Source organism: Kitasatospora sp. NPDC053308 (assembly GCF_055585785.1).
In genome coordinates, this window is the sequence record NZ_JBVJJY010000001.1 from 479,607 (window position 1) to 501,851 (window position 22,245).

Below are 22,245 nucleotides of genomic sequence, written 5' to 3' on the forward strand. Positions count from 1 at the left end.
CGGCCCCGCCAGCGGGTCTTACGGGTTACCGGTTGCCGGAGCGCCCGGTGGTGCTGCTCGGCGTGGCCGTCCCCCCGGAGGCCTTGCCGTTCTTCGCCGCGGCCTTGCCGCCGGTGCCGTCCACGACACCCTTGCCGGGCACCGGGGCCCCGCTGCCGGGGACCAGGGACGCGGCGGGCTTGCGCGTGGTGTCGCTCGGGCCCACCGGGACCGGGGTGGCGACGCCCTGCGGGACGACCTTCTTGTCCGCCGGCGCCGGGGCCGGGACGGACTGGGCCGCGACGCTCGGCGCGACGGCGGCCGGAGCGGCCGGAGCCGACGGCAGCTGCAGGGTGACACCGCTCTGCAGGGCGCCCGGGGACACCCAGCCCGACAGCGTACCGGCGTAGGCCGAACCGAAGGCGGTCGACCCGATGGCCAGCTTCTGAGAGGTTCCGGTCGGCATGGTGGCCTGGACCTGAACACCGGACGGCGCGTTGACCGTGACGGTGTTGCCGACCCGGTAGGCGGTGACCTTGCCGGCGGCGACGGCCGCGTTCCAGGCCGCGCGCTTCTGGAACTCCTGGCCGATCTCCCGCTCGCCGAGGTTCACGATCGGGGCGTTGTCGGCGTGCAGCGAGCGGTAGGTGCCGAGGATCTTCTCCAGCACCGGGTAGAGGATCTTGTCCTCGGAGAGGTTCGACTGGTGGATGAAGTGCGGGCGCGGGTCGTTGCTCAGCACGTGGCCGAGGTCGATCCGGGCCTCCAGCGGCACGATGTACGACTGGTAGCCGGTGTTGACGTCCAGCGGCGCCGGCAGGCAGGTCGAGTTGGCGTTGTTCTCGCAGACGCCGCTGCCGCCGTTGGCCTTGCTGGTGTAGATCCAGTTGTACTCGTCGGTCTCCTCCTTCGCCGTGCCGGCGTTGTAGAAGACGTTCATCGGGTACCGCGGCACGGTCAGCGTGGACGAGCCGACGGCCCGCTGGGCGGGCTCGCGGGAGGCGTCGCTGCCCGTGAACTTGATGCCGTTGGCGGCCAGCGCCGGCGCCAGGTACGGGTTGTCGCTGGTCTCCTGCGGGGCGGTCAGCAGGCCGGAGTGCTCACCGGTGACCAGGACCTGCGGGTCGACGTTCAGCCCGTTGGTCTTGGCCCAGTCGAAGTTGTTCTTGATCTGGGTGGAGATGGTGTTCTGGTCGACCCAGACGGTGTTGCCCGAGGCGTCCTTGGTGCACTTCCACGGCACCACCGTGACGTCCTGGACGCAGCCCAGGTACGGGTGGGTGTAGGTGTGGTTGACCCAGCGGTAGCTGTTCTGGTCGGCGATCATCTGGCTCGCCGTGGGGTCCACGGTGGCCGAGTGGTCGGCCTTCCAGTCCTCGCTGCCGCCACCGTTGAACACCATGTCCAGGGTGAAGTTGTTGGCGGCTTGCCACTGCTTCGCGTACTGCGCGTCGGCCTGGGTCATCCGGATCGGGTTGGCGGTGTCCGGGGTGCCGGGCGGGCAGGTGACGTCACCGGGGGTGCACTTCAGCACCGTGTCCCAGCGGTCGTCGGCCAGGAAGACGTCGTCCACGTGCGCCGCGAAGTAGTTGCGGTCGTAGCCGAGGTGGACGCCCTGGGTGATCCAGTCGACCATGCCGCGGGCCAGCAGACGGTACTGCTGCTGGTACTGGTTGTAGACGAAGGTGACGACCAGCTCCTTGCGGCCGTCGTGGGTGTACTCGCCGACCAGCGAGCCGCGGGAGGTGGTGTCGGGTATCGGGGCGTCGACCAGGGGCGTGAACGAGGCGCCGGCCGGGAGGGAGGCGAGCGGGGTCGCCAGGTAGCCGTAGCTCTCGCTGACACTCGGGTCGTTGTCCTCGAACGGGACGCTGCCCTTGAGGTACCCGAACGGACCCGAAGTTCCGGCCGGGGTGGTGGCACCCTGGAATCCGTCGAGAGTGCCGACGAAACCGGGATTCTGCGCGTAGTTCAGACCCACCGCGGGACTGGCCCACGTGTACGCGTCGATCTGGCGGACGTTGAAAGCGGCTTCGTAGCTCGCGATCGCCGACATCTCGGCGGCGCTGTTGGGGAAGGGGTTTTCGTTGGGCAGCACGATGCCCTGGAACTTCCCGCGGGGCTGGCCGTTCACCGTGTCACTCAGGAAAGCCGAGTTGATGACGGGACGGTTGGGGTCATTGAGGCTGATGACCTTGTACGGCGTGCCCTGGCTCTTCAGCTCGGCGGTGATGGCTGCGACGGAGGGTCCGCCGTCGTCGACGACCAGGATGGTGAGGTCGATCCTGGGCGGCGTCGTGTCGCCGTAGGCCAGGGTGGACTGCAGGCCGCTGGCCAGCAGAACTGCCGCCGCACACGCGGCGACTCTTCGGGTCGCTCGACCCATGGTGATCCTCCCCTTGAGGCAGGCGCCGCGCTGCTCGGCGCTCGCCTGCCCGTGTAGCTGTTCGCGGGCAGCAGGCTGCCCGGGGCCCATCCTGGTCGAGGGTCGGCCGTGTGAGGGACCAAAAGGGCGAGAGTGCAGCGAACCTGTTACCAACGTTCATGGCGATGCCATGAAGGCGCTGATTGTGACCGGAACTGGACCGGTGACGCAAATAATGAATTGAAAATGAAAAATCGAACGCTGAGCGCTACAGATGGTTACCGACGGTGTGGCTCGGTGGGGCGGGCGGCACACCTACACTGTCGTCGTTGCGCATGACACTCTCGCACATCTTGCCGGTCCATCGGGCAGGTTCATGCAATATCGGGCACCGCTGTGCCATGTGACAGTCCGAATATGCAATGGAGGCGCCCGCGTGGCTGATCGGCACCCCGAGTCTGGGAGTTTCCAGGGAGTGCGGAAATCGGTACGGGAACCGGACGGAACCGAGCTGGTCGGACGCAGTCTCGCTCTGCGCGGCGCGGTCAACGCCCGTGATCTGGGCGGGTACCGGACCGCGGACGGGCGGACGGTGCGGCCCGGCGTGGCCCTGCGCAGTGATGGCCTGAACCGTGTCACCGCCGAAGACCTCGGTGCGCTGGGCGAGTTGGGCCTGCGCCGAGTGGTGGACCTGCGCAGCATGGACGAGGTCCGCGCCACCGGCCACGACCGGCTGCCGGCTGGCGTGGCCCTGCATCATCTCCCATTGCTGGCAGCCGACTTCGACATCTACCTGATGATCAGGGACACCCTTGCCGACCCGAGCCGGCGGCGGCAGCGCGAACTGCTCGGCGGGGGTCGGGCGGGCTTCGTGATGACCGGGCTCTACCGCTGGTTCGTCACCGATCCGCAGGCCCGCGAGCGCTTCGCCGGCCTGCTGCGCCTGCTGGCCGCTCCGGACGGCCCGCCGCTGCTGTTCCACTGCTCGGCCGGCAAGGACCGCACCGGCTGGGCGGCCGCGCTCCTGCTGACCGCGCTCGGGGTGGACCGGGAGGCCGTGCTCGCCGACTACCTGCTGACCAACGAGCGCTCCGCCCCGGTCGTCGACCGGGTGCTGGGCGACTTCGCGGCCCGCGGCCTGATGAGCGAGCCGGAGCTGCTCCTGCCGGTCTTCCGGGCCGACCGCGACTACCTGGACGCGGCCTTCGCGGAGGTCGAGGCCGGGTGGGGCGGCTTCGACCCGTACTGGCGGGAGGGGCTCGGGCTGGACGACGACGTGCTGGCCGGGCTGCGCGTCAACCTGCTGGACGGCGGCGGCTGACGGGCGGCTCAGCCCTCGCTGATCAGCCCCTCGCGGAGCTGGGTGAGCGTCCGGGTGAGCAGCCGGGAGACGTGCATCTGCGAGATCCCGATCTCCTCGCCGATCTGCGACTGGGTGAGGTTGCCGAAGAAGCGGAGCATGATGATCCGGCGCTCGCGCGGCGGCAGCTTGGCCAGCAGCGGCTTCAGCGACTCCCGGTACTCGACGCCCTCCAGGGCGAGGTCCTCGTAGCCCAGCCGGTCGGCCAGCGGCCCGTCGCCGTCCTCCTCGCCGGAGCCGGAGTCGAGCGAGCTGGCGGTGTAGGCGTTGCCCACCGCGAGACCCTCGACCACGTCCTCCTCGCTGACCCCCAGGCAGGTGGCCAGCTCGGCGACGGTGGGGGAGCGGTCCAGGCGCTGGGACAGCTCGTCACCGGCCTTGGTGAGCGCCAGCCGCAGCTCCTGGAGCCGCCGCGGCACCCGGACCGACCAGCTGGTGTCCCGGAAGAAGCGCTTGATCTCGCCGACCACGGTGGGCATCGCGAAGGTGGGGAACTCCACCCCGCGCTCCGGGTCGAAGCGGTCGATCGCCTTGATCAGGCCGATGGTGCCGACCTGGACGATGTCCTCCATCGGCTCGTTGCGGCTGCGGAAGCGCGCCGAGGCGTACCGGACCAGCGGCAGGTTGAGCTCGATCAGGGTGTCGCGGACGTAGGTGTGCTCCTCGCTGCCGGGCTCCAGGACGGCCAGCCGGAGGAAGAGCGAGCGGGAGAGCGTCCGGGTGTCCAGGGGGGAGCCGGGCGGCGTCGGGGGTGCCGCGTCGGGACCGGCCGGTTCGGCCGGCGCGACCCGCTGCTGCGGGACCAGGGCATCGGCGACGGCAGTGCCGGTGGCCTGACCAGCGTGGATCTCCGCAGTGCCCAGCTCTCCGGACATGCACCCACCCCCTCGTGACTGACATCTGAACGGGGGCCGCCGCGCGGAGGTTCCCGGCGGGGCCCTCCCCCTCCATACCGGAACACGGTGCACGGCAAACCCGAACGTCGCAAGATGTCACACGGGGGTAACGCGCTGCGATCTCACTCTTCCCAGGAGTTGCCGGTCCGAAGCCGGGTGAGGATCCGCGAGAGCAGTCGCGAGACGTGCATCTGGGACATCCCCAGCTCGGTGCTGATCTGGGACTGGGTCAGGTTGGCGAAGAACCGCAGCATCACGATCCGGCGCTCCCGCTCGGGGAGCTGGACCAGCAGGTGGCGGACCATGTCGCGGTGCTCGACCTCGGCCAGCGCGGAGTCCTCGTAGCCGAGCCGGTCGAGCAGGGCGAGCCCGCCCTCGTGCTCCTGCGCGGCCTCCAGGGAGGCCGCGTTGTAGGCCCGCCCGGCGTCCAGGCAGGCCCGCACGTCCTCCTCGGGGATCCGCAGGCTGGCGGCGATCTCGGGCACCTTGGGCGCCCGACCGTGCAGCACCGTCAGTTCCTCCATGGCGCCGCTGACCTGGACCCACAGCTCCTGGAGCCGGCGCGGGACGTGCATGGTGCGGACGTTGTCCCGGAAGTAGCGCTTGATCTCGCCCAGGATGGTCGGCAGCGCGTAGGTGGGGAACTGGACGCCGCGGGTGGGGTCGAAGCGGTCGATCGCGTTGATCAGGCCGATGGTGCCGACCTGGACGACGTCCTCCATCGGCTCGCTGCGGCTGCGGAAGCGGGTGGCCGCGTAGCGGACCAGCGGGATGTTCACCTCGATCAGGGCGGCCCGGACCCGCTCCCGCTCGGGGGCGTCCGGGGGCAGTTCGGCGAGCCGCTCGAACAGCACCCGGGTCAGCGTCCGGACGTCCACGGCGGGGCGGCCGCCGGGGCCGCGCAGCTCGTCCGGGCGGAGCTCGCCGGCCGGGCTGATGATCGCCGCCAAGACCTCGTCCACGGACACGTCACCCCTCCCAAAGTCGACAACGGCGGGCCCTGCGGATCGGGTGTCGCGGCTGGTTGGTCACCTCGCCATGTCCGGCAAAACCGGTCATAGCATCACAAGGTGGGCACAGGTCGGGCAAGCACCCGGTGGAGGTGTGTTGGTGGGGTGTTCGACCCTCGCCGGACCCGTCGGTGAGGCGCGGCAAGGATCGTTCCCGGACGGAGCAAGGCGCCCCGTCCGGAGGCCGGACGGGGCGCCGCGGTCCGTCCGGGGGAAGGTCCGGGACGGGGTGCCGGCCGTGCTGCGGCCGGACGGGGGATCAGACCTCGACGTCGGCGATCACCCAGGTCGCGAACTCGCGCCACTGGCCCGCTGCGGCCTGGTGGGCCGGGTGGGTCAGGTAGGCCTGCAGGGCGTCGCGGTCCTCGACCAGGCTGTTGATCGCGTAGTCGTACGCGATGTCGCGGTCGGTGGTGTTCCAGCCGCACTCCCACTCGCGCAGCTCGGGGATGACGGAACCGAGCTCGGAGAACGCCTTGGCGCCGGCGAGCGCGCGCTCGTCGTCCTTGCTGACGCCTTCGTTGAGCTTGAACAGGACCAGGTGCCGGATCACGATTGCCGCTCCTCGCGGACGGGGGTAGGGGGTCGCGCCCACCGTAGCCGGTGCCGAGGTGCGGGTGAACGGCCGTCCGCCACCCGGGCAGCCGGCGGCCGGGCCGGACCCGGCTACTTGATCAGTCCGGTCATGAAGGTGCCGACCGCCTTGGCCGCGTTCGAGATGCCCTCGAAGCCCAGCTGGACCAGCTCGGCGGACCGGGCCGGCGAGGTGATGATCGAGTAGAGCACGAAGATGAGCAGGAGGATCATGCCGATCTTCTTCGCCTGCGCCATCGGGTGGCCTTCCTCCCAGCTGTGGGCCGCCGTCATCCTGTCCCCGAGCGGCCTGCAGGGGGCAGCTTATCCACCCGGACGGGCTATCAAGTGAGCGACGCGTTCGGCCGGCAGGACGAAGGTCCCCGCGAGTGGGGCCTTTCTCCGGGTGCCCGCTCGGGAGCCGGACCGCAGGATGGATGACGTACCGAGGATCTGGCAGGAATCCCCGGTGCGTGGATCCGGAGCTCCCCGCTGTGGGACCGGCCGCCGCGGCTTCCCCCGACGCGGTGCCGGTTGTGGGACTCCGCCGGGGGAGCGGTCAGTCCCCCCGAGCCGCTCCCCCTCCCAGGCTCCGTACGGGCCGGGCCCGGTGGTCGTCGGCCCGGTGTGCGGAGCCCTTTCCGCGTCCGAGGGTGCGCGGAAACGCCGAGGGCCCGTCCGGATCGGACGGGCCCTCGGGCTTTCTGGCGGTAGCGGTGGGATTCGAACCCACGGTGGAGTTGCCCCCACACACGCTTTCGAGGCGTGCTCCTTTGGCCGCTCGGACACGCTACCGAGGGGAACTCTACCGGACGGGTGGCGCGGTCACGAAATCCGTACCGGGATGACCGCCGCAGCGGGGCCGGGCGGGAGTCAGCGGTGGGTGTCGAAGAACGCCCGCAGCTGCTCGCCGCACTCCTCGGCGAGGACGCCCCAGATCACCTCGGGGCGGTGGTTGAGCCGGCGGTCGCGCATCACGTCGAAGAGCGAGCCGGCCGCGCCGGCCTTCTCGTCGAGGGCGCCGTAGACCACCCGGTCGATCCGGGAGAGCACGATGGCGCCGGCGCACATCGTGCACGGCTCCAGCGTGACGACCAGCGTGCAGCCGGAGAGCCGCCACTCCCCGGTCTTCTCCGCCGCCTGCCGGATCGCCACCACCTCGGCGTGCGCGGTCGGGTCCCCGACCGCCTCGCGCTCGTTGTGGCCGCGTCCGATCACCTCGCCGTCCGGCCCCAGGACGAGCGCCCCGACCGGGACGTCACCGGTGGCCGGCGCCAGGGCGGCCTCGGCCATGGCGAGGCGCATCGGCGCCGCCCAGCGGTCGCGGACCGGGTCGGGGCGGACGGGTGCGGGCAGCGGGGGGACGTACGGGACGGTCTGCACAGTGGATGCGGGCTGCATGGCATCCAGTGTCGGGCATCCGGCCGCTACCGGACCGCCTCCAGGACCTCGCCGCACCCCAGGGCCTCGGCGATCTCCTCCAGGGCGTCGCCCGGCACCGCGCCCTCACCGCTGAGGGCGAGCAGCTCGTCGGAGGGCAGGCCGAACTCGGTGAGCAGGTGGGAGTCGCCGAGCGGGCCGACCGGGACTCCGCCACGGGGCTCGGCGTCCTCGTCCTCCTGGTCCGGCGCCTCCGTCTCCTCGTCCAGCAGGTGGTCCAGGTCGCCGAACTCGCTCTCGCCGGCCTGATCGACCAGCTCGTCGGTGAGGACGGAGCCGTAGGAGCTGCGGGCGGCGGCGGCGCCGTCCGACACGAAGATCCGCGGGTCGTCCTCGCCGTCCACGCGGACGATGGCGAACCAGGAGTCCTCCTGTTCGATGAAGATCAGGACGCTGTCGTCGTCCTGCGCGGAGTCGCGGGCCAGGTCGGCCAGGTCGGCCAGGGTTTCGACGTCGTCGAGCTCCGTCTCGCTCACGTCCCACCCGTCCTCGGAGCGAGCAAGCACTGCAGCGAAGTACGCCACCAGGGACACTCCCAAGATCATCGGTCTCGGCTGTCGGCGCGCTCGGGCAACGCGGAAATCTGGCCGCCCCCGCGCCAGAGGCGGTCCGCTGTTCGGACCGTCCCATCGGAATCGTGACAGAAAGCCAGCGCTTGCGGGGGGTGTTCTGCAGCGCGTCTTTGCAGGTCGTGTCAGAAGGACCGGGTGGCGGAGGGCGGAGTCGGGACGGGACGGTCCGGAGCCGGTCGAAATTTGTTCCGGAGGCCCGCCGGGACCGCCGGGGTGCCCGGCCGGAGGCCCGTCAGATCCGGAAGGTTCGCATCCGCATCGCTTCGCGCATCCGCCGTTCCTTGGTCCGGCGGGGCTGCACCCGCTCCCGCAGCTCGCGGGCCTCGGTGAGCTCGCGCAGGAAGACGGCCCGCCGCTTGCGGCGCTCCGCCTCCGTCTCCGGGTGGTCGTCCGGCGGGCCCGCACCGCCGACGGGCTCGTCCGCCGAGCCGCCCCCGGCCTTCGGGTTGCTCGTCATAAGACGTGACATTCCCAGAACGGCCCGGTTGATACCACAGGAGACGCTTCCGTCCTGACATTCGCCCTCTGTCACGGCGTGTCACGGAGGGGTGACCGGCTCGGGCGTCCGGGCCGGGCCCGGCGTGTCGTACAGGCGTCCAGACCCGGGCTAACCTCGGTACATGCGTCTCCACGTCGTCGACCACCCCCTGGTCGCCCACAAGCTCTCCACCCTGCGCGACGAGCGCACCGACTCGCCGACCTTCCGTCGCCTGACCGACGAGCTGGTGACCCTCCTCGCCTACGAGGCCACCCGGGACGTCCGTACCGAGGAGGTGGAGATCACCACGCCCGTGGCGGTCACGCTCGGCACGCGGCTCAGCTACCCGCGCCCGTTGGTCGTGCCGATCCTGCGGGCCGGTCTCGGCATGCTGGACGGGATGACCCGCCTGCTGCCGACCGCCGAGGTCGGCTTCCTCGGCATGGTCCGCAACGAGGAGACCCTGGAGGCCTCCACGTACGCGACCCGGATGCCGGACGACCTCTCCGGCCGCCAGGTCTACGTGCTCGACCCGATGCTGGCCACCGGCGGCACCCTGGTCGCCGCGATCAGGATGCTGATCGAGCGCGGCGCCACCGACGTCACCGCCGTGGTGCTGCTGGCCGCCCCCGAGGGCGTCGAGGTGATGCAGCGGGAGCTGGCGGACCTGCCGGTCACCGTGGTCACCGCCGCCCTGGACGAGCGGCTCAACGAGAACGGCTACATCGTCCCCGGCCTGGGCGACGCGGGCGACCGGCTGTACGGCACCGCGGGCTGATCCCGGACCGGGAGAACGACGAGGGCCCTCCGGCAGCGCGCCGGAGGGCCCTCGTCGTGCGTGGCGGGCGTCAGCAGCTGCCCGCGGTGGTCGGGGTGGGGGAGGGCTTGGTGGCCAGGGCGAGTGCGGCGGCCGCCTGGGTCTCGTCCAGCAGGGCGTTGTAGCTGTCGCCGATCACGAAGTCCACGCTGGCGTCGGTGCGGGCGTCGGTGGTGACGGAGGCCCCGGCGATCTGCGAGCCGACCAGGGTGCCGGCTCCGGCGCCGGCCGGGCCGGCGATCACCTGGGCGGTGCCGGGCACCTTCTTGTCCAGCTCGGCCGGGGCGTTGCCTACCTTGCCGATGGTGAAGCCGCGCTTCTTGAACTCCTCGGCCGTCCGCCCGGCCAGACCGGCCTTGGTGGTGGCGTTGTAGATGTTCACGGTGACGGCGGCGGGCTGCGGGACGGCGTGCGGGTCGCCCTGGCCGGCGGGCGCCCCGGAGGCGGCGGGGGCGCCCGGGGTGGCGCCCGGGGTCGGGGCGGCCAGCGGCTTGCCGGAGGCGGTCGCGCAGGCCTGGGCGGAGGAGTTCTTGTTCCGGCCCGTGAAGATGTCGTACAGCTGCAGACCGCCGAGGGCGATCAGGGCCAGGGCGAGCAGGCCGGCGAGCGCGGCGATCACCTTGCGGCTCTTCTTCGGGGGTCGGCCCAGCCGCGGATAGGAGTTGCCGGTGACGCGGTACTGCTTCCCCTTGAGGCCTTGGGGAGTCAACATGCTCATGGTTTGTCTCCCCCTCGTACCGGGGCGGGGTCGGGATGACGGGTCGGCCGGGTGCGGGCATCCCCGGTGCGGGTGGATCCCCTGGTCGCGGCCGTAGTCAGCAGCGTAGTGCCGGACCGCTGTGAAGGTACTAAACGATCATCATCTGGAGTACCCCGGTACCCGAAAGGGGGTACCGGGGTACGCGCGGACCGCCCTCCGCCCGGGGGCGAGGGGGCGGTCCGGAAGCCTGTGGTCGGTGCGACGAGCCCGGTGCCGGCGGCCCGTCACTCCATTTCGAGGACGCGGGCGTGCAGCACCTGGCGCTGCTGCAGTGCGGCCCGTACGGCCCGGTGCAGGCCGTCCTCCAGGTAGAGGTCGCCGTGCCACTTCACCACGTGGGCGAAGAGGTCCCCGTAGAAGGTCGAGTCCTCGGCCAGCAGGGTTTCGAGGTCGAGTTGGCCCTTGGTGGTCACCAGCTGGTCGAGCCGCACCGGACGCGGGGCGACGTCAGCCCACTGTCGGGTGCTCGTCCGGCCGTGATCCGGGTACGGCCGCCCATTGCCGATGCGCTTGAAGATCACACGGAAAGCCTACCGTTTGGGTGGCGAATGGCGCAGCAGCCGCGACGGCGCCACGCGCGGCGGTGTGAACTGCGGGTGGACGAATGCGGCTGTTTGATGGGAAATGTCGCGAACATCGCTCCGGGACCGGTCGGGTTCCGGCGCCGATGTCGACGCGTTCCGTCGCGTTCCGATGCGTTCCGATCCGCCCAGGAGTGTGCACCGATGCCCAGCGCCCCCACACCGCAGACCGTCCGGGAGATCGCCGACGGGTACGCCTTCACCGGGCCCGCCCTCGACCTCGGTGCGGTGCTGCTGGACGGCACGGCCCACCCGGACGCCCAGGTGCGCATCCCGCTGGGCGTGCTCAACCGGCACGGACTGGTCGCCGGGGCCACCGGCACCGGCAAGACCAAGACCCTCCAGCTGATCGCCGAGCAGCTCTCCGGGCAGGGCGTGCCGGTGTTCCTGGCCGACATCAAGGGGGACGTCTCCGGGGTCGCCGCGCCCGGCACGCCGAGCGAGCGCACCAGCGCCCGGGCCGCCGAGGTCGGGCAGCAGTGGACGGCGCAGGGCTGCCCCGCCGAGTTCTACTCGCTCGGCGGGCAGGGCGCGGGCATCCCGATCCGGGCCACCGTCACCAGCTTCGGGCCGTTGCTGCTGGCCAAGGTGCTCGACCTGAACGAGACCCAGGAGTCCTCGCTCAGCCTGGTGTTCCACTACGCCGACGGCAAGGGCCTGGAGCTCTACGACCTCAAGGACCTGACCGCGGTGATCGCCTTCCTCGCCTCGCCCGAGGGCAAGGAGGAGCTGAAGACGATCGGCGGCCTCTCGGCGGCCACCGCCGGGGTGATCCTGCGCGCGCTCACCGTGCTGGAGACCGAGGGCGCCGGGGCGTTCTTCGGCGAGCCCGAGTTCGACACCGCCGAACTGCTGCGGACCACGCCGGAGGGCAGGGGGGTGGTCTCGGTGCTGGAGCTGCCCGCGGTGCAGGACCGGCCGCGGCTGTTCTCCACCTTCCTGATGTGGCTGCTCGCCGACCTGTACCAGGAGCTGCCCGAGGTAGGCGACCTCGACAAGCCCAAGCTGGTGTTCTTCTTCGACGAGGCGCACCTGCTGTTCAAGGGCGCCTCCAAGGCCTTCCTGGAGGCGATCACCCAGACCGTGCGGCTGATCCGCTCGAAGGGCATCGGGATCTTCTTCGTGACCCAGACGCCGCGGGACGTCCCCTCCGACGTGCTGGCACAGCTGGGCAACCGGGTGCAGCACGCGCTGCGCGCCTTCACCCCGGACGACGCCAAGGCGCTCAAGGCCACCGTCTCGACCTTCCCGCGCTCCTCGTACGACCTCGGCACGGTGCTGACCTCGCTCGGCACCGGTGAGGCGGTGGTGACCGTCCTCTCCGAGAAGGGCGCGCCGACGCCGGTCGCGGCGACCAGGCTGCGGGCGCCGCAGTCGCTGATGGGCCCGATCGAGGCGGGGGCGCTGCGGGCGGCCGTGGACGCCTCGCCGCTCACGGCGCGCTACCGGGACGCGGTCGATCGGGAGTCGGCGTACGAGAAGCTGGCGGCGCGGGCGCCCCGGCCGGAGGCGGCGCCGGCCGGGCCGGGACCGGAACCGGTGGGGGAGCCGGACCGGGAGCGGGCGGCGGAGCCGGCCGGGGGGCGGCGCGGGTCCCGGCAGGCGGAGAAGGAGGGCGTCGGCGGGTTGCTCGGGTCGCTGCTCGGCAATCCGACGGTGAAGTCCTTCGCGCGCTCGGCCGGGCGGCAGCTCGGGCAGGAGATCTCGCGCAGCCTGTTCGGGACGTCCAAACGGCGGCGGTGAGTCCTCGGCCGGAGGGTTTCCGGCGGGGCTCTCAGCCGGAGAGGGCGGCGCCGATCCGGTCCAGGGAGGACAGCCGCATCAGCCCGTAGTGGTAGAACTCGACCTCCGGGACGCCGAGTTCGCGCAGGACGGCGATCTTGGCGGCGAGGTTCTCCGGGCCGTCGCAGTCGGAGGACATCGGGCGCAGGATCACCGCGAGGTCCCGGGGGTGGACGCCGTGCAGGGCGAAGGCGGCGACCTTCTCCCGGACCGCCTCCGGGGTCCTGGCGTAGCCGAGCGTCTCGATCCGGTCGGCGGCCTTCGCCAGGGCGGGCAGGTCGATCCCGGCGAGCCAGCCCCGGCCGGGGCCTTCGCCGTCCATGAAGGTCAGCCGCATGCCGTGCCGACGGGCCTGCTCGGACAGGTCGGCGGCCAGCGCGGTGACGGTGGCCGCGGAGGCGTCCACGTACGCGGCGAAGGCACCGTCGGCGAGGGCGCCGAGGTCGGCGGGCTCGGCGGCGGCGGACTCGTCGGCCAGTCGGCGGCGCAGCTCGGCCCGGACGGCCGCGGCGGCCTCCTCGGCCGGAACTCCTGCGGCGGTGGCGGCGGCGCGGCAGTGCGGGCAGAAGCAGACCCCGAGCAGCGCCTCTGCGGTCGGGCCCAACTCCTCGAAGAAGCGCTCGTGGTGGTAGCCGTGGCGCAGACCGTGGAAGTGCAGCGACTCGGCGCGGATCGCGTCCACGCCGTAGCGGGCCAGTTCGGCGACCAGGGTCAGTGCGTACGCGCGGACCTCGGGGTGGGCCGGGCAGAGCTCGGTGAGGTGGCGGTCGCCGAAGGCGTTGGCCGGGGCGCAGTCGGGGTGGACGAAGCCGAGCCGGTCGTTGTGGCAGAAGACCGTCCAGGCGTGCAGTTTCAGGCCGCGGCGGCGGGCCTCCTCGGCGGCCTCGGCGAAGGGGTCGCGCTCGCCGATGGCGGCGGACGGCGCGGGCGCCAGGCGGCGGCCCCGCCAGGCGGCCGGGTCGGGGCGGAAGTACGCGGCGCCCGGCTCCAGGTAGCGGATCACCCGGCGGGGGTTGTGCGGGAAGACGTCGCGGGCCTCGTGGTAGACCGAGGCCAGGGTGACGCCGCCGACCCCGGCGCGGTCGGTGAGGTTGCCGAAGAAGGTGTCGGCGCCCTCGTCGAGCAGGTCGGTGGCGAAGGCGAGGACGGACGACTCCACGGTGCGGCTCCGGGGCAGGGGGCGGGGGCGCTCCTCACGCTAGCCGCAGGGGTGGGGTTGGTCTAGACCTGACAGGGGTGCCCCTCGGGCGAGCGGCGCTCACAGGCCCAGGTCGTCGAGCTCCTTGAGCAGGGCGGACCGCGAGTCGGCCGGGGTGCCGGGCTTCGGGGCGGACGCGGACGCCGGCTCCGGCCGCGCCGCCCGGGTGCGGTCACGGAGCAGGACGGCGGCGGCCAGTCCGCCGATCAGACCGCCCAGGTGGCCCAGCCAGCTGACGCCCTGGGTGACCGGCAGCACGCCGATCAGGAGGGTCGAGTAGACCGCGGCGACGGCGATGCCGACCACCGCGTCCAGCACCTTGCGGTCGAGCACCCCGCGCAGCACCACGTAGCCGAGGTAGCCGTAGACCATGCCGCTCGCACCGGCCGTCACCGTGTTCGGGCGCTCCAGCAGCCAGACCGTGAGCCCGCCGGACACCGCGATCACCAGGCTGGCCAGCAGGAACCTGCGCATGCCGCGGAAGGCGGCCAGGAAGCCGAGCACGAACAGCGGCCACGAGTTCGCCTCGATGTGGTCCCAACTGAAGTGCAGGAAAGGCGAGGTGAACATCTCGGGCAGGTCACCGAGCCGCTCCGAGCGCAGGCCGAACTCGCGCGACAGCCCGTAGTCGTCCAACCAGTTCACCACCTGGACCGACCAGATGACGGCCTGGAGGCCGAGCATCGCGAACAGCGCGGCGCGGGAGTCGGAGAGCAGACGGGTCATCCTGGTGGCCATGCCTCGACTGTAGGCGCCGCCGGATCGGACGTGCACCCCATTACAGTGACCGTTGTCGTTCCGATCGCGAGAGGTGACCATCCATGAGCAAGCGTCCGCCGCTGCCGTACGAGTTCCTGCCGCAGGTCCCGTCCTTCCCGTTGAGCAGCCAGGACATCACCGAAGGCGGCACGCTGGACCGGGAGTTCATCCACGGCGGCGGCAACCTCTCGCCGCAGCTGGCCTGGTCGGGCCTGCCGGAGGGCACCAAGGGCATCGCCGTGACCTGCTACGACCCGGACGCGCCCACCGGCTCCGGCTGGTGGCACTGGCTCGCCCTCAACCTGCCCGCCGACACCGTCGAACTCCCCCGCGGCGCGGGCTCCTCGGACGACAGCCTGCCGGGCGCGGCCTCCTTCCACGGACGCAACGACTTCCCGGGCAACAAGTACGACGGCGCCGCCCCGCCGCCCGGCGCCCCGCACCGCTACGTCTTCGCCGTGCACGCCCTGGACGTGGAGAAGCTGGACGTCACCCCGGACACCCCGCCGGCCCAGGTCGGCTTCCACCTCACCTTCCACACCCTCGGTCGGGCGCTGCTGACCGCGGAGTACGGGGTCTGAGTCCGTTGCCGGCGCCCGATCGTCCGGTCGGGGTCCGGCGGCTGCCCCGGGGGGAACGGCGGGCGGGCCGCGGCCGGGGCGGGGTGCTGTGGTTCCACTTCGGTGACGGCCGGTACCGGGCGGAGGTCTAACCCTCATCTCCCGCAGCGTGGTCGCCCCGACCGGCCGTTCCCGCCCCCTGGTCGCGCTGCCCGGCTGTTCCCGCGGCGTGGTCGCGCTGCCCGGCCGTTCCCGCTGCGTGGGCGGCGCGTTCGGCCAGCCGCCGCAGGTGCTCGCGCAGCTGCGGCGGCTCGTGCACCTCGAAGGCGCGGTCCAGCGACAGCAGCCGCATCGCCGTCCACTCCGGGGAGTCGGAGCGGGAACGCAGCCGGCAGCTGTGCTCGTCGATCGGTTCGATCTCGGAGTCGCCCGGGCGGAAGCGCTGCCGGACCAGCTCGGCCGGGGCGCGCACGGTGGCGACCACGGTGCCGCTCGGTGACGGGCGGCGCAGCTTGCCCGCCACGTACGCGGCGGCGTCCTCGGCCGGGAGCGGGCGCGGGGTGAAGCGGGCACCGGTGGCGAAGGGCTCGCTCAGCCGGTCGACTCGGAACAGCCGCCAGTCCGCCCGGTCCAGGTCGTAGCCGACCAGGTACCAGCGGCGGCCGACCGAGACCAGCCGCTCGGGCTCGACGTTGCGGCTCGTCCCGGTGCCGTCGTACGAGCGGTAGGCGAAGCGCAGCCGCTCGTGGTTGGTGACGGCTCCGGCGATCAGGGTGAGGTCGTCCGGGTCGACGGTCGGGCCGTCCCCGCTGAGCAGCGGCACGGTCGCGTTGTTGAGCGCGCCGACCCGGTGCCGCAGCCGGCCGGGCAGCACCTGGAGCAGTTTGCCGAGCGCCCGGACCGAGGCCTCCTCGATGCCGACCACCGCGTGCCCGGCGCCCGCCCGCAGACCCACCGCGATCGCCACCGCCTCCTCGTCGTCCAGCAGCAGCGGCGGCATCGCCGTGCCGGCGACCAGCCGGTAGCCGCCGACCGCGCCCATCGTGGCCTGCACCGGGTAGCCGAGGTCGCGCAGCCGGTCGATGTCGCGTCGGATCGTCCGGGGGCTGACGCCGAGCCGCTCGGCCAGCTCGCTGCCGGGCCACTCGCGCGGGCTCTGGAGCAGGGACAGCAGGTTGAGCAGCCGGGCGGCGGTGTCGGTCATGCCGTCCAGGATGCCGGATCAAGTGGGACAGGATCCGACCTAGATGGCCCGTACCGTGGTGCACGTCGAGACGAGCGGGCGAGAAGTCGAGGAGTACCGAATGACTGCGGCAGGAGCCGACCGGCGGAGGTGGATCGCGCTGGCGATCGTGATGGTGGCCTCCTTCATGGACCTGGTGGACGTCACCATCGTCAACATCGCCATCCCCAGCATCCAGGCGGACACCGGCGCCTCCTTCAGCGCCGTGCAGTGGGTCACCGGCGGGTACGCGCTGGCCTTCGCGATCGGGCTGATCACCGGCGGGCGGCTGGGCGACATCCACGGCCGCAAGCGGCTGTTCCTGATCGGTATCGGCGGCTTCACCCTGGCCTCCGCGCTCTGCGGGCTGGCCACCGGGCCGGAGATGCTGGTCGCGACCCGGCTGCTGCAGGGCGGGACGGCGGCGCTGATGGTGCCGCAGGTGCTGTCGATCATCCACGCGACCTTCCCGGCGGAGGAGCGCGGCAAGGTGTTCGGCATGTTCGGCGCGGTGGTCGGACTGGGCGCCGTCTCCGGTCCCATGATCGGTGCGCTGCTCACCGAGTGGGACCTGTTCGGCCTGGCCTGGCGGCCGATCTTCCTGATCAACCTGCCGGTCGGCATCGCGGGCCTGCTGCTCGGGCGCCGCTTCATCGACGAGTCGAAGGCCGACCAGGCGCTGAAGCTCGACCTGGTGGGCGTGCTGCTGGCCAGCCTCGGCCTGCTGATGCTGATCTACCCGCTGACGCACGGGCGGGAGGCCGGCTGGCCGCTCTGGGGCTACCTGTCGATGGTGGGCAGTCTGCCGGTGTTCGCCCTGTTCGTGGCGTACGAGAAGGTCAAGACGCGGCGGGACGGCTCCCCACTGGTGGAGTTGGCGCTGTTCCGGGTGAAGTCCTTCGCGGCCGGGATCTGCGTGCAGCTGGCCTTCGGCGTGGCGCTCGGCATCTTCTTCCTGGTCTGGACGCTCTACATGCAGGTGGGCCTGGGCTGGAGCCCGCTCAAGGCCGGCGCGACCGGCATCCCGTTCTCGATCGCGGTCTCGGTGGCGGCCGGGCTGTCGGTGCAGCAGCTGGTGCCGCGCTTCGGGCGCAAGGTGCTGCAGGCGGGCGCGCTGGTGATGGCCGCGGGCGTGCTCACCTACATCGGGGAGGCCGACCGGTACGGGACGGCGATCGCGCCCTGGCAGATGGCACTGCCGCTGGTGGTGATGGGCCTCGGCATGGGGCTGATCGTCGCGCCGATCACGGACGCGGTGCTGGCCGAGGTGCCGCGCGAGCACGCCGGTTCGGCCTCCGGGCTGATCAACACCGTGCAGCAGGTGGGCAACGCGCTCGGGCTCGGGCTGGTGTCGGTGGCCTTCTTCGGGGCGATGGACGACGTGGTGCCGCCGGAGGCGGTCGGCACGGCGTTCGGCGGGGCCTTCGTGCACGCGCTGTGGTGGGTCGCGGGGGTGCTGCTGGCGGTGTTCCTGCTGATGTTCGCGCTGCCGCGGCGGCGCGGGGCGGCGGTCGCCGCCGCCGGTGCCGAGGACGCGGCGGAGGAGCGGGAGACCGTGCTGGTCTGACCGTGCCGGTCTGACCCTGCCGGTCTGACCGGCCCTGTCGGGACCGGGACGGCACCGGGCACCGGGCACGCGCCGAGGGCCTCGGCCGCACTGCGCGGCCGAGGCCCTCGGCGCATGCTGGAAGGGCCATGGAACGTACGGCGGTGGACTCCTCGGTACTGCGCTCGGTCGGCTACGACCCGGTGGCGCGGGTGCTGGAGCTGGAGTTCACCGGTGGGTCGGTGTACCGGTACGCGGAGGTTCCGGCGCGGGTGCACCGGGAGTTGCTGGCGGCGGAGAGCCACGGGCGGTACTTCGTCCGGCGGGTCCGGGGGCGGTACGGCTACGCCCGCCTGGACGCGGGGGCCGGTTGAGCGCTGCCGGGTGCGCCCGTCCACCGGGTGCCGGCACGGCGTCTACCGGGAAGCGGTCGCCGCTGCGGCCGTCGCGCGGGTGGTGGTGCGGGGCTTGGCGGCGGCCTTGGCCTCCTTGGCGGCGCGCTTCGCCTCCTGCTTGAACTCCCTGACCAGGGCCAGGGATTCGGGGCCGGTGATGTCGGCGACCGAGCGGTGCGCGCCCTCCTCGCCGTAGGCGCCGGCCGCCTCGCGCCAGCCCTCGGGCCGCACGCCGTACTGCTTGCCGAGCAGGGCGAGGAAGATCTGCGACTTCTGCTTGCCGAAGCCGGGCAGGGCGTTGAGGCGGCTCAGCAGTTCCTTGCCGGTGCGGACGTCCTTCCACAGCGCCGCGGCGTCGCCGTCGTACTGCGCGACCAGGAACTGGCAGAGCTGCTGCACCCGTTTGGCCATCGCGGCCGGATAGCGGTGGACGGCGGGTTTCGCGGAGAGGAGCGCGACGAACTCCTCCGGGTTGTAGGTGGCGATCTCGTGGGCGTCGAGGTCGTCCCGGTCGAGGCGCTGCGCGATGGTCAGCGGGCCGGTGAACGCCCACTCCATCGGGACCTGTTGGTCGAGCAGCATGCCGACGAGCGCGGCGAGCGCACTCCGTCCGAGCAGTTCGTCGGCCTCGGGCTGCTGTGCGAGCCGAACGGTGACGTTCATGGGCTTGCCCTCCTCGGAGTTGACGTCGGGTCGGCGCCCAGTCTGGTGGACGCGGGGTTGACGAAGGCCGTCAACACGCCCGTACCAGAGGAAGTCTTGGTGTTCCAGGCCTTGCCATGCCTGCTTTGTTCGTTGGCGGAGCGGTTGTTGGGGCCCTGCGGGGGGCGGCGCGGAATATTTTTTGCCCGCGCCGGTCACCTCCCTCGCGGGCGCCGGGTCAGGGGAGCGTCGAACCGAACAGCCATCGAATGGACGGCACTTCAATGCCCGTCACCTCCACCGTCGTCACCGTCCTCGGCGCCGTCATGACCGGGTTCTGGGCCTACGCGGTCTTCGCCGGTGCCGAGTACGTCGTGAAGCCCCTCGTCGACTGCCGCGTCCGCGCGCCTGGTGCACCCCGGCGGGCGCCTCGCTGGTCCGGGGGCTCGGTCTGAGGCCGGTCTCCGCGGGGGCTCGGCGTCCGCGGGGGCTGGGCGTCCGCAGGGGCGGACCGTGCTCGCGCGGCGGTGTTCGGGGTGGGGCCCCGGATCCGGCGGGGGCGCGTGGGGGTGGAGGTGCGCTCGGCCGGGCGGGTGGTTCGGGTGGGAGTGAGTGGGGCAGGGGGTGGGGGCCGCACGTACGTTCCGAGGCTGGTCGGCTGCTCGGGCGACCGTTCGAGCGGAGGTTCGAGCAGGTGGGTCATTTCATATGACTGTTCCTGTTGTGCCGGTGCGGCATCCGGGCCGCGGGTCATTCTTGGTCCAATCGACGCGTCCAGAAAGGCTCGCCCGCCGTGACCCAGCCGTTCGAACTGCCGTCCTTCTACGTGCCGCACCCGGCACGCCTCAACCCCCATCTGGACGAGGCGCGGGCCCATTCCACCGACTGGGCCCGGGAGATGGGCATGCTGGAGGGCTCCGGCATCTGGGAACAGGCCGACCTGGAGGCCCACGACTACGGCCTGCTGTGCGCCTACACCCACCCGGACGCCTCGGCCGAGGCGCTGTCGCTGGTCACCGACTGGTACGTCTGGGTCTTCTTCTTCGACGACCACTTCCTCGACATGTACAAGCGCACCAACGACCGGGAGGCCGGTAAGGCGCACCTGGACCGGCTGCCGCTGTTCATGCCGGCCGACCCGGCCGCGCCGGTGCCCGAGCCGGGGAACCCCGTCGAGGCGGGGCTGGCCGACCTCTGGCGGCGGACCGTGCCGGCGATGGGCGAGGACTGGCGGATCCGGTTCGCCCGGAGCACCCGCAACCTGCTGAACGAGTCGCTCTGGGAACTCGCCAACATCGACGCGGGGCGGGTCGCCAACCCGGTCGAGTACATCGAGATGCGCCGCAAGGTCGGCGGTGCGCCGTGGTCCGCGCAGCTGGTCGAGTACGCCGCCGGGGCCGAGGTGCCGGCGGAGGTGTCCGGCTCGCGGGCGCTGCGGGTGCTGATGGACGCCTTCTCCGACGGCGTGCACCTGCGCAACGACATCTTCTCGTACCAGCGGGAGGTGGAGGACGAGGGCGAGCTGAGCAACGGCATCCTGGTGCTGGAGCGGTTCCTGGAGTGCACCACCCAGGAGGCCGCCGAGGCGGTCAACGACCTGCTCACCTCGCGGCTGCAGCAGTTCGAGAACACCGTTTTCACCGAACTGCCGGTGCTGTTCGCGGAGACCGGGCTGGGCCCGGAGGGCCGCGCCAAGGTGATGGCGTACGTCAAGGGCCTGCAGGACTGGCAGTCCGGCGGGCACGAGTGGCACATGCGCTCCAGCCGGTACATGAACGGTGGTGGGGCGTCGGCGGGTTCGGGCGGCGGGGTGGCACCCGGGGCGGGCGGCGCGCTGCCGGGGCTGCCGGGCCTGTCGGGTCCGTCGGGCCCCGGTCGGTGGTGGGACCAGTACGCGATCGGGGGCATCGGGACCTCGGCGCTGGACGTCCTGCGCGGTGGGAGCGCGAGGGCGGCCGCGGGTGAGGCTGGCGTGGGAGCCGGTCCGGCCGAGCGGCGGGCGCGTTCGCACGGGCACGTGCCGTACCAGGCCGTCGGGCCCTCCCGGCTGCCCGAGTTCAAGCTGCCGTACGAGCTCAGACTGAGCCCGCACCTGGACGGTGCCCGGGAGCGCGCGGTCGAGTGGGCCGAGCGGATGGGCCTGCTGGAGGCCGACCCGGCCATCCCCGGCTCGGGCATCTGGGACACCGAGGCGATCCGGGACTACGACCTCGCGCTCTGCTCCGCCGGGATCCACCCGGACGCCTCCGCCGACCAACTCGATCTCGCCACGGCCTGGTTGGTGTGGGGCACCTGGGCCGACGACTACTACCCCAGCACCTTCGGGCGCGCCCGCGACCTGGCCGGCGCCAAGGCCGCGAACAAGCGGCTGTCGCTGCTCATGCCGGTGGACGGCACCCCCGCGCCGCAGCCCGTCAACGCGCTGGAACGCAGCCTCGCCGACCTCTGGGAGCGCACCGCCGCCCTGCTGGACGTCGAGGGCCGGGGGCGGTTCCGGGTGGCCGTGGAGGCGATGCTGGAAGCCTGGATCTGGGAGCTGGCCAACGCGATCCAGCACCGGATCCCGGACCCGGTGGACTACCTGGAGATGCGCCGCTCCACCTTCGGCTCCGAACTCACCACCAGTCTCTGCCACGTCGGCCTCGGGGACACCGTGCCGGGCGAGGTGTTCGAGCACGGCTCGATGCGCGCGCTGGAGAACTCCGCGATGGACTACGCGTGCATGATGAACGACCTCTTCTCGTACCAGAAGGAGATCGAGTACGAGGGCGAGCTGCACAACGTCGTCCTGGTGGTGCAGTCCTTCTTCAACTGCGACTACGCGTCGGCGGTCCGGATCGTCGACGACCTGATGCACTCGCGGCTGGGCCAGTTCCAGCACGTGGCGCAGAAGGAACTCCCGGTGATGTACGACGACTTCGGGCTGGAGCGGGAGGCCAGGGACCTGCTCGACGGGTACGTCGGCGTGCTGGAGAACTGGCTCACCGGCATCCTGAGCTGGCACAAGGGCTGCCGGCGGTACGGCGAGGCGGACCTGGAACGGCACTACGGACCGGGGCGGGACCTGGCGGAGGCGTCCGAGGCACGGCGGGTGGCGGCGGGAGCCGGGCAGAGCGGCGCGGCGTCGAGCCGCGCGGCGTCGACCGTGCCGACCGGGGCCGTGCCGCTGGGGCCGACCGGCCTGGGCACGAGTTCGCTGCGGCCGCCGCTGAGCGGGGCGGTGCCGCAGCACTGAGCGGTCGGCGCGGGCAAGCGGCGCCCGAGCCTCCGGCGCACCCGTGCGGGCCATCCCGCGCGGGTGCGCCGCGTC

At 72.1% G+C, this 22,245-nt stretch carries 22 protein-coding genes and 1 tRNA gene; 8 read left to right on the top strand and 15 right to left on the bottom strand.

Going from position 1 to position 22,245, the window contains the following annotated elements:
• Positions 1–25 precede the first annotated feature (25 nt).
• The gene (locus ACZ6Y7_RS02190) at positions 26–2,365 is read right to left on the bottom strand and encodes a hypothetical protein (RefSeq protein WP_465755954.1); all 2,340 of its coding nucleotides are present in this window, start codon (positions 2,363–2,365) and stop codon (positions 26–28) included.
• Between the two features lie 454 nt (positions 2,366–2,819).
• Between ACZ6Y7_RS02190 and ACZ6Y7_RS02195 the strand changes: the two genes are divergently transcribed.
• Positions 2,820–3,665 (top strand): tyrosine-protein phosphatase, encoded by an 846-nt coding sequence (locus ACZ6Y7_RS02195; RefSeq protein ID WP_465755955.1) that lies wholly within the window; start codon positions 2,820–2,822, stop codon positions 3,663–3,665.
• Positions 3,666–3,673: 8 nt separating this feature from the next.
• Here the strand turns inward: ACZ6Y7_RS02195 and ACZ6Y7_RS02200 are convergent, their stop codons facing one another.
• The 8 genes from ACZ6Y7_RS02200 to ACZ6Y7_RS02235 all read right to left on the bottom strand — a co-directional run bounded on the left by ACZ6Y7_RS02200 (position 3,674) and on the right by ACZ6Y7_RS02235 (position 8,652).
• A complete protein-coding gene (locus tag ACZ6Y7_RS02200; protein ID WP_465755956.1) occupies positions 3,674–4,579 on the bottom strand; it encodes an RNA polymerase sigma factor SigF in 906 nt (301 codons plus the stop codon).
• A gap of 143 nt (positions 4,580–4,722) precedes the next feature.
• Positions 4,723–5,562, bottom strand: a complete 840-nt coding sequence (locus ACZ6Y7_RS02205; RefSeq protein WP_465755957.1) for an RNA polymerase sigma factor SigF — start codon at positions 5,560–5,562, stop codon at positions 4,723–4,725.
• A 307-nt stretch (positions 5,563–5,869) separates the two neighbouring features.
• Positions 5,870–6,163, bottom strand: coding sequence for a Dabb family protein (locus tag ACZ6Y7_RS02210; RefSeq protein ID WP_402220114.1), 294 nt, complete (start codon positions 6,161–6,163; stop codon positions 5,870–5,872).
• A gap of 113 nt (positions 6,164–6,276) precedes the next feature.
• Complete coding sequence (locus ACZ6Y7_RS02215) at positions 6,277–6,441, bottom strand: hypothetical protein (RefSeq protein WP_387613602.1); 165 nt, start codon at positions 6,439–6,441, stop codon at positions 6,277–6,279.
• Between the two features lie 447 nt (positions 6,442–6,888).
• Positions 6,889–6,978, bottom strand: a tRNA-Ser gene (locus tag ACZ6Y7_RS02220).
• A gap of 78 nt (positions 6,979–7,056) precedes the next feature.
• Positions 7,057–7,584, bottom strand: a complete 528-nt coding sequence (tadA, locus tag ACZ6Y7_RS02225; protein ID WP_465755958.1) for a tRNA adenosine(34) deaminase TadA — start codon at positions 7,582–7,584, stop codon at positions 7,057–7,059.
• Between the two features lie 26 nt (positions 7,585–7,610).
• Entirely contained in the window at positions 7,611–8,168 is a 558-nt protein-coding gene (locus ACZ6Y7_RS02230) for a tRNA adenosine deaminase-associated protein (RefSeq protein ID WP_465755959.1), read from the bottom strand.
• A gap of 259 nt (positions 8,169–8,427) precedes the next feature.
• Positions 8,428–8,652 (bottom strand): hypothetical protein, encoded by a 225-nt coding sequence (locus ACZ6Y7_RS02235; RefSeq protein ID WP_402220122.1) that lies wholly within the window; start codon positions 8,650–8,652, stop codon positions 8,428–8,430.
• 163 nt (positions 8,653–8,815) lie between these two features.
• Between ACZ6Y7_RS02235 and upp the strand changes: the two genes are divergently transcribed.
• On the top strand, positions 8,816–9,451 hold the full coding sequence (upp, locus tag ACZ6Y7_RS02240; protein WP_402220125.1) for a uracil phosphoribosyltransferase: 636 nt from the start codon (positions 8,816–8,818) through the stop codon (positions 9,449–9,451).
• A 70-nt stretch (positions 9,452–9,521) separates the two neighbouring features.
• Here the strand turns inward: upp and ACZ6Y7_RS02245 are convergent, their stop codons facing one another.
• Both ACZ6Y7_RS02245 and ACZ6Y7_RS02250 read right to left on the bottom strand, forming a co-directional pair.
• Positions 9,522–10,208, bottom strand: a complete 687-nt coding sequence (locus ACZ6Y7_RS02245; protein WP_465755960.1) for a LytR C-terminal domain-containing protein — start codon at positions 10,206–10,208, stop codon at positions 9,522–9,524.
• 266 nt (positions 10,209–10,474) lie between these two features.
• Complete coding sequence (locus tag ACZ6Y7_RS02250) at positions 10,475–10,771, bottom strand: type II toxin-antitoxin system VapB family antitoxin (RefSeq protein ID WP_030061387.1); 297 nt, start codon at positions 10,769–10,771, stop codon at positions 10,475–10,477.
• A 204-nt stretch (positions 10,772–10,975) separates the two neighbouring features.
• On the opposite strand from ACZ6Y7_RS02250, the gene ACZ6Y7_RS02255 reads away from it, so the two are divergent.
• Positions 10,976–12,574: a helicase HerA-like domain-containing protein gene (locus ACZ6Y7_RS02255; protein WP_465755961.1), complete on the top strand. Its 1,599-nt coding sequence runs from the start codon at positions 10,976–10,978 to the stop codon at positions 12,572–12,574.
• A gap of 31 nt (positions 12,575–12,605) precedes the next feature.
• Here the strand turns inward: ACZ6Y7_RS02255 and ACZ6Y7_RS02260 are convergent, their stop codons facing one another.
• Positions 12,606–13,772 carry a hypothetical protein gene (locus ACZ6Y7_RS02260; RefSeq protein WP_465755962.1) on the bottom strand — a complete coding sequence of 389 codons (1,167 nt, stop codon included), beginning with the start codon at positions 13,770–13,772 and terminating at the stop codon, positions 12,606–12,608.
• A gap of 99 nt (positions 13,773–13,871) precedes the next feature.
• A complete protein-coding gene (locus tag ACZ6Y7_RS02265; protein WP_465755963.1) occupies positions 13,872–14,549 on the bottom strand; it encodes a rhomboid family intramembrane serine protease in 678 nt (225 codons plus the stop codon).
• A gap of 83 nt (positions 14,550–14,632) precedes the next feature.
• Here ACZ6Y7_RS02265 and ACZ6Y7_RS02270 point away from each other — a divergent pair, with 83 nt between their 5' ends.
• The gene (locus ACZ6Y7_RS02270; protein WP_465755964.1) at positions 14,633–15,151 is read left to right on the top strand and encodes a YbhB/YbcL family Raf kinase inhibitor-like protein; all 519 of its coding nucleotides are present in this window, start codon (positions 14,633–14,635) and stop codon (positions 15,149–15,151) included.
• A 127-nt stretch (positions 15,152–15,278) separates the two neighbouring features.
• On the opposite strand, the gene ACZ6Y7_RS02275 is transcribed toward ACZ6Y7_RS02270, so the two are convergent.
• The gene (locus ACZ6Y7_RS02275) at positions 15,279–16,334 is read right to left on the bottom strand and encodes a helix-turn-helix transcriptional regulator (RefSeq protein WP_465755965.1); all 1,056 of its coding nucleotides are present in this window, start codon (positions 16,332–16,334) and stop codon (positions 15,279–15,281) included.
• Between the two features lie 100 nt (positions 16,335–16,434).
• Here ACZ6Y7_RS02275 and ACZ6Y7_RS02280 point away from each other — a divergent pair, with 100 nt between their 5' ends.
• Positions 16,435–17,919 (top strand): MFS transporter, encoded by a 1,485-nt coding sequence (locus ACZ6Y7_RS02280; protein WP_465755966.1) that lies wholly within the window; start codon positions 16,435–16,437, stop codon positions 17,917–17,919.
• 128 nt (positions 17,920–18,047) lie between these two features.
• Positions 18,048–18,272, top strand: coding sequence for a KTSC domain-containing protein (locus ACZ6Y7_RS02285; protein ID WP_465755967.1), 225 nt, complete (start codon positions 18,048–18,050; stop codon positions 18,270–18,272).
• A 42-nt stretch (positions 18,273–18,314) separates the two neighbouring features.
• Here the strand turns inward: ACZ6Y7_RS02285 and ACZ6Y7_RS02290 are convergent, their stop codons facing one another.
• Positions 18,315–18,956: an HhH-GPD-type base excision DNA repair protein gene (locus ACZ6Y7_RS02290; RefSeq protein ID WP_465755968.1), complete on the bottom strand. Its 642-nt coding sequence runs from the start codon at positions 18,954–18,956 to the stop codon at positions 18,315–18,317.
• Positions 18,957–19,219: 263 nt separating this feature from the next.
• Between ACZ6Y7_RS02290 and ACZ6Y7_RS02295 the strand changes: the two genes are divergently transcribed.
• Both ACZ6Y7_RS02295 and ACZ6Y7_RS02300 read left to right on the top strand, forming a co-directional pair.
• Positions 19,220–19,390, top strand: a complete 171-nt coding sequence (locus ACZ6Y7_RS02295) for a hypothetical protein (RefSeq protein WP_465755969.1) — start codon at positions 19,220–19,222, stop codon at positions 19,388–19,390.
• A gap of 338 nt (positions 19,391–19,728) precedes the next feature.
• A complete protein-coding gene (locus tag ACZ6Y7_RS02300; protein ID WP_465755970.1) occupies positions 19,729–22,170 on the top strand; it encodes a terpene synthase family protein in 2,442 nt (813 codons plus the stop codon).
• Positions 22,171–22,245: the final 75 nt, after the last annotated feature.

Coding starts and splice junctions, on each gene's coding strand:
- ACZ6Y7_RS02255 (WP_465755961.1), top strand. CDS start 10,976: ATGCCCAGCGCCCCCACACCGCAGACCGTCCGGGAGATCGCCGACGGG.
- upp (WP_402220125.1), top strand. CDS start 8,816: ATGCGTCTCCACGTCGTCGACCACCCCCTGGTCGCCCACAAGCTCTCC.
- tadA (WP_465755958.1), bottom strand. CDS start 7,584: ATGCAGCCCGCATCCACTGTGCAGACCGTCCCGTACGTCCCCCCGCTG.
- ACZ6Y7_RS02245 (WP_465755960.1), bottom strand. CDS start 10,208: ATGAGCATGTTGACTCCCCAAGGCCTCAAGGGGAAGCAGTACCGCGTC.
- ACZ6Y7_RS02265 (WP_465755963.1), bottom strand. CDS start 14,549: ATGGCCACCAGGATGACCCGTCTGCTCTCCGACTCCCGCGCCGCGCTG.
- ACZ6Y7_RS02280 (WP_465755966.1), top strand. CDS start 16,435: ATGACTGCGGCAGGAGCCGACCGGCGGAGGTGGATCGCGCTGGCGATC.
- ACZ6Y7_RS02215 (WP_387613602.1), bottom strand. CDS start 6,441: ATGGCGCAGGCGAAGAAGATCGGCATGATCCTCCTGCTCATCTTCGTG.
- ACZ6Y7_RS02285 (WP_465755967.1), top strand. CDS start 18,048: ATGGAACGTACGGCGGTGGACTCCTCGGTACTGCGCTCGGTCGGCTAC.
- ACZ6Y7_RS02290 (WP_465755968.1), bottom strand. CDS start 18,956: ATGAACGTCACCGTTCGGCTCGCACAGCAGCCCGAGGCCGACGAACTG.
- ACZ6Y7_RS02275 (WP_465755965.1), bottom strand. CDS start 16,334: ATGACCGACACCGCCGCCCGGCTGCTCAACCTGCTGTCCCTGCTCCAG.
- ACZ6Y7_RS02235 (WP_402220122.1), bottom strand. CDS start 8,652: ATGACGAGCAACCCGAAGGCCGGGGGCGGCTCGGCGGACGAGCCCGTC.
- ACZ6Y7_RS02230 (WP_465755959.1), bottom strand. CDS start 8,168: ATGATCTTGGGAGTGTCCCTGGTGGCGTACTTCGCTGCAGTGCTTGCT.
- ACZ6Y7_RS02295 (WP_465755969.1), top strand. CDS start 19,220: ATGCCCGTCACCTCCACCGTCGTCACCGTCCTCGGCGCCGTCATGACC.
- ACZ6Y7_RS02270 (WP_465755964.1), top strand. CDS start 14,633: ATGAGCAAGCGTCCGCCGCTGCCGTACGAGTTCCTGCCGCAGGTCCCG.
- ACZ6Y7_RS02200 (WP_465755956.1), bottom strand. CDS start 4,579: ATGTCCGGAGAGCTGGGCACTGCGGAGATCCACGCTGGTCAGGCCACC.
- ACZ6Y7_RS02190 (WP_465755954.1), bottom strand. CDS start 2,365: ATGGGTCGAGCGACCCGAAGAGTCGCCGCGTGTGCGGCGGCAGTTCTG.